We start from the raw sequence: 13635 nt of genomic DNA, 5'->3' as shown, positions 1-13635 counted from the left end.
TGCAACCTCCTTTAGAATTCTGTTCAAATAATAACTTGTTTTTTGGTATTTGTAAATCATCTGTGCGCTAAAAAAAGAAAGACGAACAAAAAACAAGAATTATGCGTAAGTTTTATTGTTACTATTGAATTTATGCTAAAAAGCCGCTATGCTAAGTCCAACAAAAAATGAAATGAGGCGATTTTGTGTTAACCACCAACTTTTTGGACTTTGATTTTGAAAATCCCTTTATGAATGCTTCAGGTGTTCATTGCATGACCATAAAAGAACTTGACGAACTAAGTACTTCAGCAGCAGGCGCTTATATTATGAAAAGTGCGACACCTGAAAAGCGAGCAGGAAATAGCGAGCCGCGTTATTACGATGTTCCTTTAGGTAGTATTAATTCGATGGGGTTACCTAATTTAGGTTTTGAGTACTATTTGGAATATGCCTTGAAACAACAAGAAAACACAAAACGCCCCCTATTTTTCTCAGTTGCCGGAATGAGTGTGGCAGAAAATATTGCGATGTTAAAAGAAATTGAAGCCAGTGATTTTGCAGGGGTAACTGAATTAAATTTATCTTGTCCTAATGTTCCAGGCAAGCCGCAAGTTGCTTATGATTTTGAGTTGACAGAAGAAACATTAAATCAAGTTTTTACATTTTTTACCAAGCCTTTAGGTGTGAAATTGCCACCGTATTTTGATATGGCACATTTTGATCAAATGGCAGAAATTTTAAATAAATATCCGTTAGCTTACGTGAATTCTATCAATAGTATTGGAAATGGCTTATATATCGACACAACCAGCGATCAAGTCGTCATTAAACCCAAAGAAGGCTTCGGTGGAATTGGTGGTCAATACGTAAAACCAACGGCTTTAGCCAATGTGCGAGCTTTTTATACACGTTTAAAACCAGAAATTAAAATCATCGGAACCGGCGGTATTTTAACAGGCCAAGATGCCTATGAGCATTTATTGTGTGGCGCTACGATGCTACAGGTGGGAACGCAACTGCAAAAAGAAGGACCGGCTATTTTCGAGCGTTTGACTAAAGAGTTGGCTAGCATTATGACTTTAAAAGGCTATCAAACAATTGATGAATTTCGGGGAAAATTAAAAGTCATTGACTAATTAGCAAAAAAGATTGTACCTCAAAAGGTATAATCTTTTTTACTACCAAAAGAAAATTACAATAGTAGGTACTTTAAAAAAATTAAAATGAAACGATCAAAAAAATGTGTTGAATTTCTTTTTTCATAAATTTTGTGATTTACTTACGAGAATCTTCCTTTTTGCTTAAATGGATATTCATTGAAATACCGGTGTCGTTATTATATATTTATTGTAAGAAGGTTCTAATCCTAGCGTAAGTTATGGAATAGAGTCGGGTTACGTTATAAATTTTTATCAAGAACATTAAAAAGAGCCGGCTAAAGGATGTTGTTTATGAAGAAGATGAAGATATCTGTTCGTGATATCGCGATTTTTGGTGGTTTTATCGCCATTTTAATAATCATTCGAATATTTATTTTCTCCCCAGTAATTGTTGACGGCTCATCAATGGCACCAACGCTTTACGATGGTGATCGGGGGTTTGCCTTGAAAATCGGCAAGTTGCAGCGGTTTAGTATCGTTGTATTAAACAATCCAGATCAATTTAGTGAAGAGGAAAAATTCATTAAACGGATCATTGGTTTGCCAGGAGAAAAAATCGAATACAAAAACAACAACCTTTTTATTAATGATAAAGCCACTTCCGAAGGGTTTAAAACCGGTGATATGGTATGGGAGATGGATAATTTTACTTATCGCATTCCTAAGGGTGAATATTTTGTTTTAGGAGATAACCGAGATCACTCGACAGATAGCCGTAATTTTGGTTCCATCCACCGTGATGAAATTATCGGCGCATTTCGTTTGCGCTTTTACCCAATTAGTTCGTTTCGTTTATTTTAACTAAGGAGTTTAAGCAGTATGGAAATAAGATTAGCAACTTTTTTTGATCTACCTGTGATTATGGAAATTATTGCAGATGGACGAGCTTCTTTAAAAGCTCAAGGATCCCCTCAGTGGCAAGATGGCTATGGACCTGATGAAGACCAAATGACAAAAGATGTGGCAAATAAATTCTGTTGGGTTGCCATAATGGAAGGCAGTATCGTGGCAGTTGCAAGTTTAGTCGAAGGAATTGATCCTGTTTATACTGCTATTTGTGGTCGTTGGATGACAGTTGACCGTAAGGATTATGTGTCAATTCATCGCGTAGCGGTTAGCAAAAATTTTGCCAAAAAAGGAATTGCCCAAAAATTTTTAGCTGCTTTAATTAATAATGCCGAAAAAAAGGGGTTTAAAGATATTCGAATTGATACGTATCCAGAAAATTTTCCTATGATCAAGACGATCAATGCACTTGGATTTAGTTATTGCGGTCAAGTTGAATTTCCCATTCCGTCAGGTCTACGAAACGCATATCAGTTGGTAACGCAATAAAGTTAGTTATTTTTTCTTTAATTTGGACGCGTCAAAATAATTAAATTTATTTATTAAAATTGGCTGAAATCATTCTCTAATCTTGAGAAACTAGCAAAAACCCTTTAGGATGCTAGTTTCTCTTTTTATTCAAGTTGTAGTTACGACTGTTATATTAATTATTCAGACGTTTTGACTTAGAATTTCATGAGAATATGTGCTAATATAATAGCGAGGAAATAAAAGGGGGTTCTCTGATGAAAAAAAGGAATAGTCTACGTTTGCGAAGGGCACTTTCTATGTTTAGTATTGTGTTAGTGCTTTTTTCGCAAGGAACGCCGGCTTTCGCAAATGTTGTTACAACTACGCAAGCAAGTGAAGCAGTTCAAAATAATAGTGATACAGCGGTAACAGAAACCAAAAATAGTCCTGAAAATACAGGTGAAGTTAGTGAAGGTGAAAACGACCCGACACCTGCACCGACACCGGTGGCTGTGGACAAAACTGTGTTAACAGAAATGTACAATCAGTTGCAAAATCTGATTAATACAGAAGATCAATATCGCCCCTCTACATTCCCAGGTGATAAAATAAATGAGCTTTTCCAGGAAGCTTCGGTAATGCAAAATGCAAACGAGGTTGATCAAAATACTGTTGATGCTTTGGTTGAAAGGATTAAAGTGTTTTTAGGTAGTCTACAACTGGAAGTAAAACCCGATAAGGAAAGCTTACAAGCTTTGTTGAAAAAGGCAATGGACTTTAAGGCTAGCGAATATACACCAGCTTCATTTAAGGTTTTGCAAAAACAAATTGGACTAACCAATACTCTCTTAACCAATGAGGATGCTTCTAGTGATGAAGTTAGCAGCATGTTGGTTAATTTACAAAAGGCAATTACTGGATTAGTAAAAGTGGAGGCGCAAAAACCTACGCCTACGCCAAAACCAGATCCTAAGCCAGAAACAAAGCCTAATCCTAAACCAAAGCCACAGCCGAATAAGCCTGCGACCAATAAACCAAATCAAAGCAATACAAATCAAAACCAATCAAAGCCAAGCACAACAGATGCAACAACCCCCAAACAACCTGTTCAAGGTCCAAGTAAAGATGGCACAGCATCTGCACCATTGGATGATAATTTGGTTGTCGACAGTTTAACTGATTCAAATTTAAATGGTTTTGAATTGCCGTTGTTAAATAGTTTAAAGGATAAAAAGCAAGGTGCTATAATCGCAGCTGCTTTGAAGACTCTGAATAAACCTTTTGCAAAAGATGGTAAAGCACCGTCTGCCTTTAATAATTTAAGTTTACCAAATTACCTTTATAACGAAATTTTTGGCATAACTCTTGGTAAAAATTATGAGGAAATGGTAAAAGATAAAAAGCAAATTTCATTGGAAAAAGCGCAACCTGGTGATCTTCTTTTCTGGCAAGATAAAGAAGTTAACAAAGTTGCCATTTACCTTGGTCAGGGTAAATATATAATGGCCACTGATGAAAATCACGAGGCTTTAAAAGAACAAAATAAACTAAAAGAAGCAGCATTAGAGAAAAAAGAAACTACTAGTGATGCTACTAAAGATACAGAACAAACAAAAGATAAAGAAGAATTGCCAGGTGTCCAAATTTTCACCATTCAAGGTTATGAAGTTAATGACGCCGGAATTGTAAAAATTGCTGATAAAACAGATGCAGACAGTAAAGAAGAAAATGATACAGCGCTATTAAGCGAAAAATATGGCGTTATAAAAAACCCATCTTTTGCAGTTAGCATGCCGGGAAATCTCGTTTTGACACAACAAGGTGAAAAGACATTAGACAATTACGCAGCTACTGTTGATTTTAAAGCCAATCCGATTACACAACGCTTCATCGATGCAATTGCAGATGATGCCAGAGAATTAGGGTTAAAATATGATGTTTTTGCTTCGGTCATGATCGCTCAGGCAATTTTGGAAAGCGGTTCTGGTGGCAGTGGGTTATCAAGAGCACCTTATTACAACTTGTTTGGAATTAAAGGTTCTCACGGCGGTTCTTCTGTTGCTATGAAAACAATGGAAGACAAAGGAAACGGCGAGTTGTATCAAATCACGGCAAACTTTAGAAGTTATCCTAGTTACAAAGAATCATTAGCAGACTATGTTGAACTAATTCGTGGCGGTATTTCTGGAAACGATGGTTTTTATCAAGGCGCATGGCGTTCTGAGGCGGGAAATTATCTCCAAGCAACAGACCATCTAATGGGGAAATATGCAACGGATACGCAATACAGTAATAAATTAAATTCGATTATCGCAGCTTATCATTTAACCCAGTACGATGAACCTGAAACACCAGTTGGAACAAAAACCGGAATGATTATTCAATCACGGCAAAATATTCCAACCTACTATCGTAATAAAATGATTTTCCCTGATTTTGATGGTCGCAACTATAATACTTCTGGTTCTTATCCAGTGGGACAATGTACGTGGTATGTTTACAATCGGATTACCCAATTAGGTGGCCGGGTTGACAACTTTATGGGCAATGGTGGCGAATGGGGCCAAAAAGGTGCTCGTTTAGGCTATAAAACAACTGGAACACCAAAAGTTGGTTATGCCGTAAGTTTCCATCCTGGAGTTGCTGGTTCTAGTTCCGTGTATGGTCATGTGGCATTTGTTGAAGCTGTTGGACCAGATGGCATTTTGGTCTCAGAAGGAAATGTTGTCAGGCCAACAACTGTTTCATACCGTATTATCCCTAATAGTATTGCCCGCTCTAACAATGTTACGTATGTAGCACCAAAATAAAAAATGAAAGTCCCCGTACAAAAGCTAAACTAACTTTTGTACGGGGACTTTTTGTGTCTGTCTAAGTATTAAGTAAAAAGCAATTGAAATTTATAAAAGCGATTTAAAAGAAGAAAAAATCCTGGGCTTAAAAAATTTCCAATCTTTTTTTGCGGTATCTTTTTTCTTAGAATTGATCAATCGCTACTTCACGCTTTTATCAACACTTCAAGTGAAAATTTCCAACACTGTATTTTTTTGTTCTAGATGTGTTGAAAGTGTCAGAAAAACGCTGAAATCAAGCGGGATTTGAACCTTAGACAAAAGTTGGCACGCAACTTGCTTGTATAAAAGTGTCAGTAAGGAGGGAAGAAAAAATGAATACTATCATTCTAGCAAGCCACGGAGAATTATCACAAGGCTTAAAGCAAACCGCTGAAATGATTCTAGGTCCAGCAAATAATATTTACGCACTATCGGCTTATCGCGATGAAGATGAACCAATCGAAGGACAAATGCAGCAATTAGTTACAAAACTGGGGACGAAAAATTTATTTATCTTAACAGATATTTTAGGGGGGAGTGTTAATAACGAAATGTTACCCCTTTTAAAAGACAACCCCGAAATACATCTTATTACCGGAATGAATTTACCCCTTGTGATTTCCATCGCAACACAGGCTGGGAAAATTAGTTCAAATGATTTACAAAGGATTATCATAGAAAGCCAAAATTCACTAATTGATTGTAGTCGTCTATTACAAACATCAGAAAAAGGAGGTGATGATCTATGATCAAACTTGTACGCATTGATCACAGATTGTTACACGGACAAGTAGTGTTTTCTTGGAGTAAGTCTTTACAAATAAATCGCATTATCGTGGTAAACGACGAAGCGGCCAATGATGAATTTAAAAAGATGTCCTTAGAATTGTCCAAACCCCAAGGAATTAAATTGAATATTTTCACAGTGGCCAACACTTTAGCAAAAATGCCAAAAGTTGAAACGCTAAAAGAAAATATCATGTTGATTTTTGGGAATACTAAAGATGTCCGCAAATTTTGTGAAGGCTATCAGAAAATTGAGGCCATCAATTATGGCGGCATTATTAAAAAAGAAGGGGCTAAGCAATTTAGCAACGCTATTTTCTTAACAGAAAGTGAAATTGAAGATGCCAAAGCGCTAAAAGCAATGGGGATTACACAGTTTATGCAGCAGGTACCAACCTCTAAAAAAGAGGATTTAAATACAATGATTTAAAAGAAAGGGGTTTGCGTTATGTTGTTTCAATCGATTGCCCTGGGTCTAATCGGAATATTTTGTATTCTGGACTCCAGATTGTTAGGAAGACTGAACTTTGAACGGCCTTTAATTGTGAGTACGCTGGTTGGTTTGGTATTAGGAGATTTGGAAAAAGGTTTGATGGTTGGGGCATCGTTGGAATTGATGTCTTTGGGGTTGGTAAATATTGGGGCAGCTGCACCGCCGGATATGAATATGGCTTCTATTATTGCAACGGCTTTTGCAATTTTATCTGGTTCAAATGCGGAAACAGCGTTAACCATTGCAATTCCAATTTCTGTATTAGGTCAAATGTTAGGGATTTTAATGCGAACGGTCTTATCAAATTTAACACACCGTGCGGATACGTTAATTGCTGAAGGTAAGTTTGCTGGTGCAAGAAGGATTCATATTGTTTATGGCTCGGTTTTGTATTCCTTAATGTATTTTATTCCGATTTTTCTAGCTATTTATTTTGGTACCGATTTGGTCAAAAGTATTGTTGACAGCATTCCTGCTTGGTTAACAAATGGTTTGACTTTAGCAAGTAAGATTTTACCGGCTTATGGTTTTGCCTTGCTTTTACAAACAATGTTAACAAAGAAAATGGTACCGTTTTTATTGCTGGGTTTTTTAATAACTGCATATTCTGGCCTAAGTATCACAGGGGTTGCAGCATTTGCCTGCATTGTAGCGTTTGTGATGGCCCAAGTTAATTTTGGTGGCAGTAATGGTGGTAATGCTGCGCAAAGTGAACCTGATCCTTTAGACGATTTATAGAAAGGAGTCTTATAAATGACTAAAAAAGATCCAAACAGTTGGAAATATTGGCAATTCTTCTGGCGCTCGTGGGCGATTCAAGCTTCATGGAATTACGAGCGGCAAATGAATATGGGGTTTATGTATGGAATTGCGCCGATCATCGACAAAATTTACGACAAACCAGAAGACGCTTCAAAAAAGATGGAAGCTTACGAACGTCACATGGCGTATTACAATTGTACACCGCAGACTAGTGCTTTTGTACTGGGTTTAGCCGCTTCAATGGAAGAACAATATGCACAAGACCAAGAAAACTTTAATCCAGAAGCAATTGGGGCTTTAAAGACTTCTTTAATGGGACCACTATCAGGGATTGGCGATTCTTTTTTCCAAGGAACTGTCCGGGTTTTAGCTTTTGGTTTTGGGATTAATTTAGCGCAACAAGGAAGTATTTTGGGACCAATTTTAGCGATGATTATCTCATTTGTCCCTTCGTCTTTAGTAACTTATTACGGTGGTAAGATTGGATATAACACAGGGAATAAATATTTAGCTAAACTTTATCAAGAAGGTTTAATGGATAAGGTAATGTATGTTTGTACGATTGTAGGTTTGATGGTAATCGGGGCAATGATTGCAAGCATGATCGGCATTACAACACCTTTAAAATTTGGCAAAGCATTTGTTTTACAAGATGTTTTAGATAATATTATGCCACAATTAATTCCTTTGGGTCTGACATTTTTTATGTACTGGTTACTACAAAAGAAAGTTAAAACCGGCGTAATGTTGGTCATTTGTATTGTAGGCGGGATTTTATTAAGTGTATGCGGCATTTTTAGTTAAGGGACAAACCTATTCAGGTTCAAATAAAAAAGTTAAGAGGAGGAATTCAAAAATGAATTCAAAATTAAGTCCAAAAGAGATTGTAAAAGAAATCGTTAGTAATAAAGAAGTGACATCCATCGTCTTTGTTGGCTGTGGTGCGTCAAAAGCTGATTTATATCCAGGTAAATACTTTTTAGACCAAAATGCACAAAAATTACGGATTAGTCATTTTACAGCCAACGAATTTAACTATGCGACACCTAGCTCAGTCGACGAGCATACTGTGGTTATTTCAGCTTCATTAGGAGGTACCACTCCTGAAACTGTTCAAGCTAACGCAGTAGCCAAAGAGAAAGGTGCCACAGTTATTAGTTTAACACGTAGCGTAGATTCTCCGCTAACAAAAGATGCAGATTATGTCATTTATCACCGTTTTGCTGAAAATTATGCTGCGAAACTTGAAAAAACCGGCTATTGCTTGTTGTTAGCAGTTGAGTTGTTAAATCAAATTGAAGGCTATGCTGACTACGATAAAATGATGGATGGTTTCAGTAAAATTTACGATTTATCACAAGAGAGCGCTGAAGGAGCACGCTTACAAGCGAAACAATTTGCCCAACGCTTCAAAGACGAAAAAGTTATCTATGTTATGAGTTCAGGGGCAACTCACGAAGTAGCCTATTCGACTTCAATTTGTTTAATGATGGAAATGCAATGGATCAACTCCGGTACTTTCCATGCCGGTGAATTCTTCCATGGGCCATTTGAAATTACCGATAAAGGTGTGCCATTTATCTTACTGATGAACGATGGCCGCACACGTCCAATTGACGCACGAGCATTAACCTTCTTAGATCGTTTCGATGCGAAAACAGAAGTTGTGGATGCACTAGATTGGGGTCTATCGGCTCATATTGCAAAAGAAGTCTTAGATTACTTCAATCCATTTGTCATTACGGCCGTCTTCCGTGTTTATGCTGAAGAATTGGCTGAAGCGCGTCAACATCCATTAACAAAACGTCGTTATATGTGGAAACTTGAGTACTAAGCTTTCATAAGCTGGGGCATTTGCCTCAGCTTTTCTGTCTTGTATTGAAAGCTGGTATGAAATCTCTTACAATTGATTAAAAAAGAAGCTAGGTGGTGTAAATCATGAATGAAAAAGTAGAAAAATATTTAATTGACTTAACGCGAGATTATGACAAGCATCATCGTGGGGATTTTTCTGCCTCAGCCATTAGTGAGCATATCGGGTTAAACCGTAGCACGACCAGTTCTTACTTAAATCAAGGGTTAAAAGAAGGCGTAGTTGTCAAAGTTAAGAGCTATCCGGTCGCTTTTTTACACGTTACAACACTTGCTGAGCTGGGAATTATCGTAAAAGGCGCAGAGTATGAGAGTTGGGAAGATTTATTTACATTGGAAAAACAAAATGCATTAGAGCTAGTAATTGGTGCCAAAGGGAGTCTAAAAGAAGCGATTGATCAAGTGAAAACAGCGGTGCTTTATCCAAATAACGGGTTGCCGATTCTTTTGTCTGGCAGTAGCGGTTCAGGGAAAACATTCTTAGCTGAAAAAATTCACGAATACGCAGTCACAGAGAAGGTCATTCAAAAAGATTCCCCTTTTATCGCCTATAACTGTGCTCAATATTTCAATAATCCAGAATTGTTATCCTCTGCTTTGTTTGGTCATATTAAGGGGGCTTTTACCGGAGCTGAAAAAGATCATATCGGTTTAATTGAAAAGGCAGATAACGGTATTTTATTTTTGGATGAAGTGCATCGACTGTCAGATGAAGGGCAAGAAAAATTATTTACCTTCATGGATACCGGTGAATTTTCACCTATGGGAGATAATGCCCTTAAACGCAAGGCAAAGGTACGGCTAATTTTTGCCACAACAGAAAATGTCTATCAGACTTTTTTGCCAACTTTTATTCGGCGTCTGCCGGTAATTGTAAGTTTGCCCAATTATGAACAGCGCCCGCAGTCAGAAAGAATGCAGCTAATTGATACTTTTTTTGTGAATGAGGCGAATATTTTAAAAAAGCGAATTGATGTTAGCTATCAACTAGTAGACTTTTTGTTAAATAGTGACTTAGAAGGCAATGTGGGTAAAATCAAAAATATTGTTAAATACATTTGCGGCAGCGCCTATGCAAAAAATCAAAACAACCCTGCAATAAGAGTGCGCTTAAAAGATTTACCTCAAGAGAATGCGCTACGTTTAAAAGAGCAGTTGAAAAAGACGATTAAAGCTTTACCAGATCGCCAATATTTGCCCCATACGAAAAATCAGGTTTTTTTAGAGTCTACTGAAGCAAAGCAGATCCGACAATTATTTGAAAAAATGGTTCAACTTTACCAAAAAGTCGATGAACAAGAGTTAGCCATCAAGGATTTTATTACAACGATGGTAAATCGTGTCAATAACTTAATGGATGAATTTATGTTTAAAGATAGTTATGCTAAAGAAGAGTCTTTTTATTCCGTTTTGACCTATCAAATTCGAGAAACCTTTGATTGGATGCACGATAATTATGGATTTGATCAAGATGGTAACCGGGTTATCGCACTCGCACAATACCTTTATCGCAAAAATAATACCGATACGATTGCAGAAAATCACGAATGGCATACGATAAAACCAAAGCTATTGCGTTTAATTTCCAGTTCAATGGATACTTCTTATTGGTATGCAAAGAAAGCTTTAGGTCATATTTCCCGTCAATTGGACCAGGATTTTAAAGACGAGGATTTAATCTTTATTTCTTTTTACTTTCACGGTTTGCAAATAACGCCCCGTGAAAAAGAAATCAAAAGTATTATTCTAGCCCATGGTTATTCCACTGCCAGTAGTCTAGCTAATGTCGGCAATCGCATGTTACAACAAAATATTTTTCATGCTTATGATATGCCGATAAATATCACACTAGACAAAGTCGAAGAACAAGTCATTCGATTTATTAACGATTACCATACAGACGCTGGTTTAATTTTATTAGTGGACATGGGTTCGTTAAATCAATTAGGTGAGCGCTTAGAAGATAAAATTCGCGGACCATTATTGATTATTGACTATGTTTGCACCCCGTTAGTTTTAGAAATTGGTCATTTAATTCAAAATCAATTATCTATTTCAGAAATCAGTCAACGAGTTGATATTGAAAATAAAGTTCAAAAGCAATTGATTTTGCCAAAGCAAGAGAAAAAACAAGCTATTTTAACTTGTTGCTATACTGGAATGGGCTCTGCCATTCAAATTCAAGAAATTTTAGAACATTGTCTAAAAGACTACTGCGACGAGTTAGCCATCATACCTTATGATTATCACAAGTTAGAAAAAAATAAACTGTATGAAGATCCTTTTCAAATGTATGAAGTGTTAATGATTGTTGGTACAGAAGATCCCAAAATTCAGCAGATTCCTTATATCGGCTTAGATCACTTAATTAATGGGGAAGATATAGAGAAATTTGTTACAATTTTACAAGATTATTTTGATATTAGTGACAAAGCATTAAAGGAACAGCTAATGTTTAGCTTTTCCATTAACAAAATCGTTGAGAATTTAACGATTCTAGATGCGACAAAGCTTTTACGTCTGGTGCAAAGTGCAGTATCACAAGCAGAGGTTAATTTAGCCATTACGCTTTCAAATAGTAAATTATTTTTATTGTATTTGCATTGCTGTTGTATGATTGAACGAATTTTACGTAAAGAAAGTGTTGATCAACAAGAAGATATTGCTGAATATTTAGCACAAGCTGGCATGGAAATGGAACAAATTCATCGAGCATTTCGCAATGTCGAAAATGAATATACTATTCAGATCTCGGATTTAGAGCTGCGTCTAATTCACGAAATAATTAATGGCTAGGAGTGATTTATATGATTTTAGGTATAATTTTTGATATGGACGGTGTTTTAATTGATTCTGAAAGCTTTTACTTTCAGCGGCGGATGGATTTTTTTGCTGAAAAAAATTTGAGTCCAGGCTCAAAAAACAAATTGGATTTTGTTGGCTTGACTGAAGCGGGTATTTGGCAAGTTTTAGTCCCAGCAAAAGAAAACCGTGCATTATTAAAAAAAGAGTATCAAGATTATCAGCAAACACATCCAATTGATTTTACCAAGGCCTTGCGAGGGGATGTTAAGAGTGTATTGACTTATTTGAAGGCTAAAAAAATAAAGATAGCACTTGCTTCATCATCGCCTGAAAACGAAATTTATACGATGCTTGCTCAAAATAATTTAACATCTTTCTTTGATTTTGTTATTTCCGGCGAAAGTTTATCAAAAAGTAAACCACATCCAGAAATTTATCAATTGGCTGAAGCGGCGCTAAAGTGTGATCGCTGCATTGCAGTAGAAGATTCACCAGTCGGGATTGCTTCTGCGAAAGCTGCACAACTGTATACATTGGCACTAAAACAAGATTTTCCAATTGATCAACGACAAGCGGATATAGTTATTGATCATTTATCTGATATTATAAAAGTGGTAGAGAATTGTCTTGTATATTAAGTTAGTAAAAAAAATGTACCTTGTAACAATCTTTGAGAATCGACGAAAACTACTTGTCCAATGCGTAACACTTTTGGTAAGATGACAGTGATTTGAAAAAGGAAGGTGCCCCATGAAAAAAAGATTAAAGAAGAAGCATGCCTACAAAAAATATATTCACGATATTTTTACTGGATACGAAGAAATGATTAGCACGCCAAATTTAGAAAAACTAACTTTTTCTTACTTAAACGAAGAAACAATTATTTACCGCGATGAAGAAAAACGGATTCGCTTTTTAAGTCGCGATAAGTAAACTTGCTAAGGAGATGGAAATCTCCTTTTTTTGTGCCTGAAAAATAAAAAAATAACCGAATTTTAAGAGGGATTTCTCTTACTTTTTTTACAGTTTAGGTTTTTTTGTGAAGAAAAAGATTAACTTCTTTTTTTGTAAGCGCAAAAAAAGCGAACAAAAGATAAAAAGAGTAGTTTTGGCACGGTGGTGAGCTGGTATTTTATGAAAATAAAACGGTTGACGCAAATACTTGGAAGTGGTAAATTAATCAACGTTGGCAAGGCAGTCACACGATTGAAAACAACTTGAAACATTTTTGAAAAAAGTTGTTGACAGTTGCTACAACGACTGTTAAACTAACGAAGTTGCTTGATGAGCGGCGAACTTCTGAAATATCATTTCAAAAAGTTTTTAAAACTTTTTGAAAAAAATAGTTGACAGAAATCAAGTCAGCTGATAGGATATAAGAGTTGCTGAAACATTTCAAAATGCAACCAACTGCAAGTTAAATAAATACATTTAACTTCGCAAGTAGACCTTTGAAAACTGAACAAAGCAAGCAAACGAACCAATGTGTAGGGCGCTTCTTTTATAGAAGCAAACAACATGCAAGCAATAGCTAGCAAAGTTAATTTTTATTTGAGCTTAACAGTCTATGACTGTTCAAACACTTTTTATGAGAGTTTGATCCTGGCTCAGGACGAACGCTGGCGGCGTGCCTAATACATGCAAG

12 protein-coding genes and 1 rRNA gene are annotated in these 13635 nt (G+C 36.3%); all 13 read left to right on the top strand.

The genetic code is table 11. The features are described 5' to 3' along the window. The first annotated feature begins 185 nt into the window (after window positions 1-185). A complete protein-coding gene (locus K4422_RS00065; RefSeq protein WP_206904164.1) occupies window positions 186-1118 on the top strand; it encodes a dihydroorotate oxidase in 933 nt (310 codons plus the stop codon). Window positions 1119-1433: 315 nt separating this feature from the next. After that, on the top strand, window positions 1434-1943 hold the full coding sequence (gene lepB / locus K4422_RS00060) for a signal peptidase I (RefSeq protein ID WP_206904166.1): 510 nt from the start codon (window positions 1434-1436) through the stop codon (window positions 1941-1943). Window positions 1944-1961: 18 nt separating this feature from the next. Continuing rightward, window positions 1962-2477 carry a GNAT family N-acetyltransferase gene (locus tag K4422_RS00055; RefSeq protein WP_230708433.1) on the top strand — a complete coding sequence of 172 codons (516 nt, stop codon included), beginning with the start codon at window positions 1962-1964 and terminating at the stop codon, window positions 2475-2477. A gap of 236 nt (window positions 2478-2713) precedes the next feature. Continuing rightward, window positions 2714-5248 (top strand): glucosaminidase domain-containing protein, encoded by a 2535-nt coding sequence (locus K4422_RS00050; protein ID WP_230708432.1) that lies wholly within the window; start codon window positions 2714-2716, stop codon window positions 5246-5248. 356 nt (window positions 5249-5604) lie between these two features. Beyond that, the gene (locus tag K4422_RS00045) at window positions 5605-6021 is read left to right on the top strand and encodes a PTS sugar transporter subunit IIA (RefSeq protein ID WP_230708431.1); all 417 of its coding nucleotides are present in this window, start codon (window positions 5605-5607) and stop codon (window positions 6019-6021) included. Next, window positions 6018-6488 carry a PTS sugar transporter subunit IIB gene (locus tag K4422_RS00040; RefSeq protein ID WP_206904176.1) on the top strand — a complete coding sequence of 157 codons (471 nt, stop codon included), beginning with the start codon at window positions 6018-6020 and terminating at the stop codon, window positions 6486-6488. Before K4422_RS00045 ends, K4422_RS00040 begins: the two co-directional genes overlap by 4 nt. Window positions 6489-6506: 18 nt before the next feature. Next, on the top strand, window positions 6507-7289 hold the full coding sequence (locus K4422_RS00035) for a PTS mannose/fructose/sorbose/N-acetylgalactosamine transporter subunit IIC (RefSeq protein WP_230708430.1): 783 nt from the start codon (window positions 6507-6509) through the stop codon (window positions 7287-7289). Between the two features lie 15 nt (window positions 7290-7304). Beyond that, complete coding sequence (locus K4422_RS00030) at window positions 7305-8117, top strand: PTS system mannose/fructose/sorbose family transporter subunit IID (protein ID WP_206904180.1); 813 nt, start codon at window positions 7305-7307, stop codon at window positions 8115-8117. A 52-nt stretch (window positions 8118-8169) separates the two neighbouring features. Next, window positions 8170-9147, top strand: a complete 978-nt coding sequence (locus tag K4422_RS00025; RefSeq protein WP_230708429.1) for an SIS domain-containing protein — start codon at window positions 8170-8172, stop codon at window positions 9145-9147. A 104-nt stretch (window positions 9148-9251) separates the two neighbouring features. After that, window positions 9252-11981 carry a sigma 54-interacting transcriptional regulator gene (locus tag K4422_RS00020; RefSeq protein ID WP_230708427.1) on the top strand — a complete coding sequence of 910 codons (2730 nt, stop codon included), beginning with the start codon at window positions 9252-9254 and terminating at the stop codon, window positions 11979-11981. Between the two features lie 11 nt (window positions 11982-11992). After that, window positions 11993-12628 (top strand): HAD family hydrolase, encoded by a 636-nt coding sequence (locus tag K4422_RS00015; RefSeq protein WP_230708425.1) that lies wholly within the window; start codon window positions 11993-11995, stop codon window positions 12626-12628. Window positions 12629-12740: 112 nt separating this feature from the next. Continuing rightward, on the top strand, window positions 12741-12923 hold the full coding sequence (locus K4422_RS00010) for a hypothetical protein (RefSeq protein ID WP_206904192.1): 183 nt from the start codon (window positions 12741-12743) through the stop codon (window positions 12921-12923). A gap of 651 nt (window positions 12924-13574) precedes the next feature. Continuing rightward, a 16S ribosomal RNA gene (locus K4422_RS00005) occupies window positions 13575-13635 on the top strand; the annotation flags it as partial.

This window comes from Enterococcus sp. SMC-9 (genome assembly GCF_021011285.1).
In the GTDB taxonomy this organism is placed as follows: domain Bacteria; phylum Bacillota; class Bacilli; order Lactobacillales; family Enterococcaceae; genus Enterococcus_C; species Enterococcus_C montenegrensis.
The sequence above is the reverse complement of the archived record's forward strand: the minus strand, read 5'-3'. Positions and strand labels throughout refer to the sequence as shown.

Excerpts from the sequence above, each read along its gene's own strand:
- lepB (WP_206904166.1), top strand. The coding sequence starts at position 1,434 with ATGAAGAAGATGAAGATATCTGTTCGTGATATCGCGATTTTTGGTGGT.
- K4422_RS00055 (WP_230708433.1), top strand. The coding sequence starts at position 1,962 with ATGGAAATAAGATTAGCAACTTTTTTTGATCTACCTGTGATTATGGAA.
- K4422_RS00050 (WP_230708432.1), top strand. The coding sequence starts at position 2,714 with ATGAAAAAAAGGAATAGTCTACGTTTGCGAAGGGCACTTTCTATGTTT.
- K4422_RS00045 (WP_230708431.1), top strand. The coding sequence starts at position 5,605 with ATGAATACTATCATTCTAGCAAGCCACGGAGAATTATCACAAGGCTTA.
- K4422_RS00040 (WP_206904176.1), top strand. The coding sequence starts at position 6,018 with ATGATCAAACTTGTACGCATTGATCACAGATTGTTACACGGACAAGTA.
- K4422_RS00035 (WP_230708430.1), top strand. The coding sequence starts at position 6,507 with ATGTTGTTTCAATCGATTGCCCTGGGTCTAATCGGAATATTTTGTATT.
- K4422_RS00030 (WP_206904180.1), top strand. The coding sequence starts at position 7,305 with ATGACTAAAAAAGATCCAAACAGTTGGAAATATTGGCAATTCTTCTGG.
- K4422_RS00025 (WP_230708429.1), top strand. The coding sequence starts at position 8,170 with ATGAATTCAAAATTAAGTCCAAAAGAGATTGTAAAAGAAATCGTTAGT.
- K4422_RS00020 (WP_230708427.1), top strand. The coding sequence starts at position 9,252 with ATGAATGAAAAAGTAGAAAAATATTTAATTGACTTAACGCGAGATTAT.
- K4422_RS00015 (WP_230708425.1), top strand. The coding sequence starts at position 11,993 with ATGATTTTAGGTATAATTTTTGATATGGACGGTGTTTTAATTGATTCT.
- K4422_RS00010 (WP_206904192.1), top strand. The coding sequence starts at position 12,741 with ATGAAAAAAAGATTAAAGAAGAAGCATGCCTACAAAAAATATATTCAC.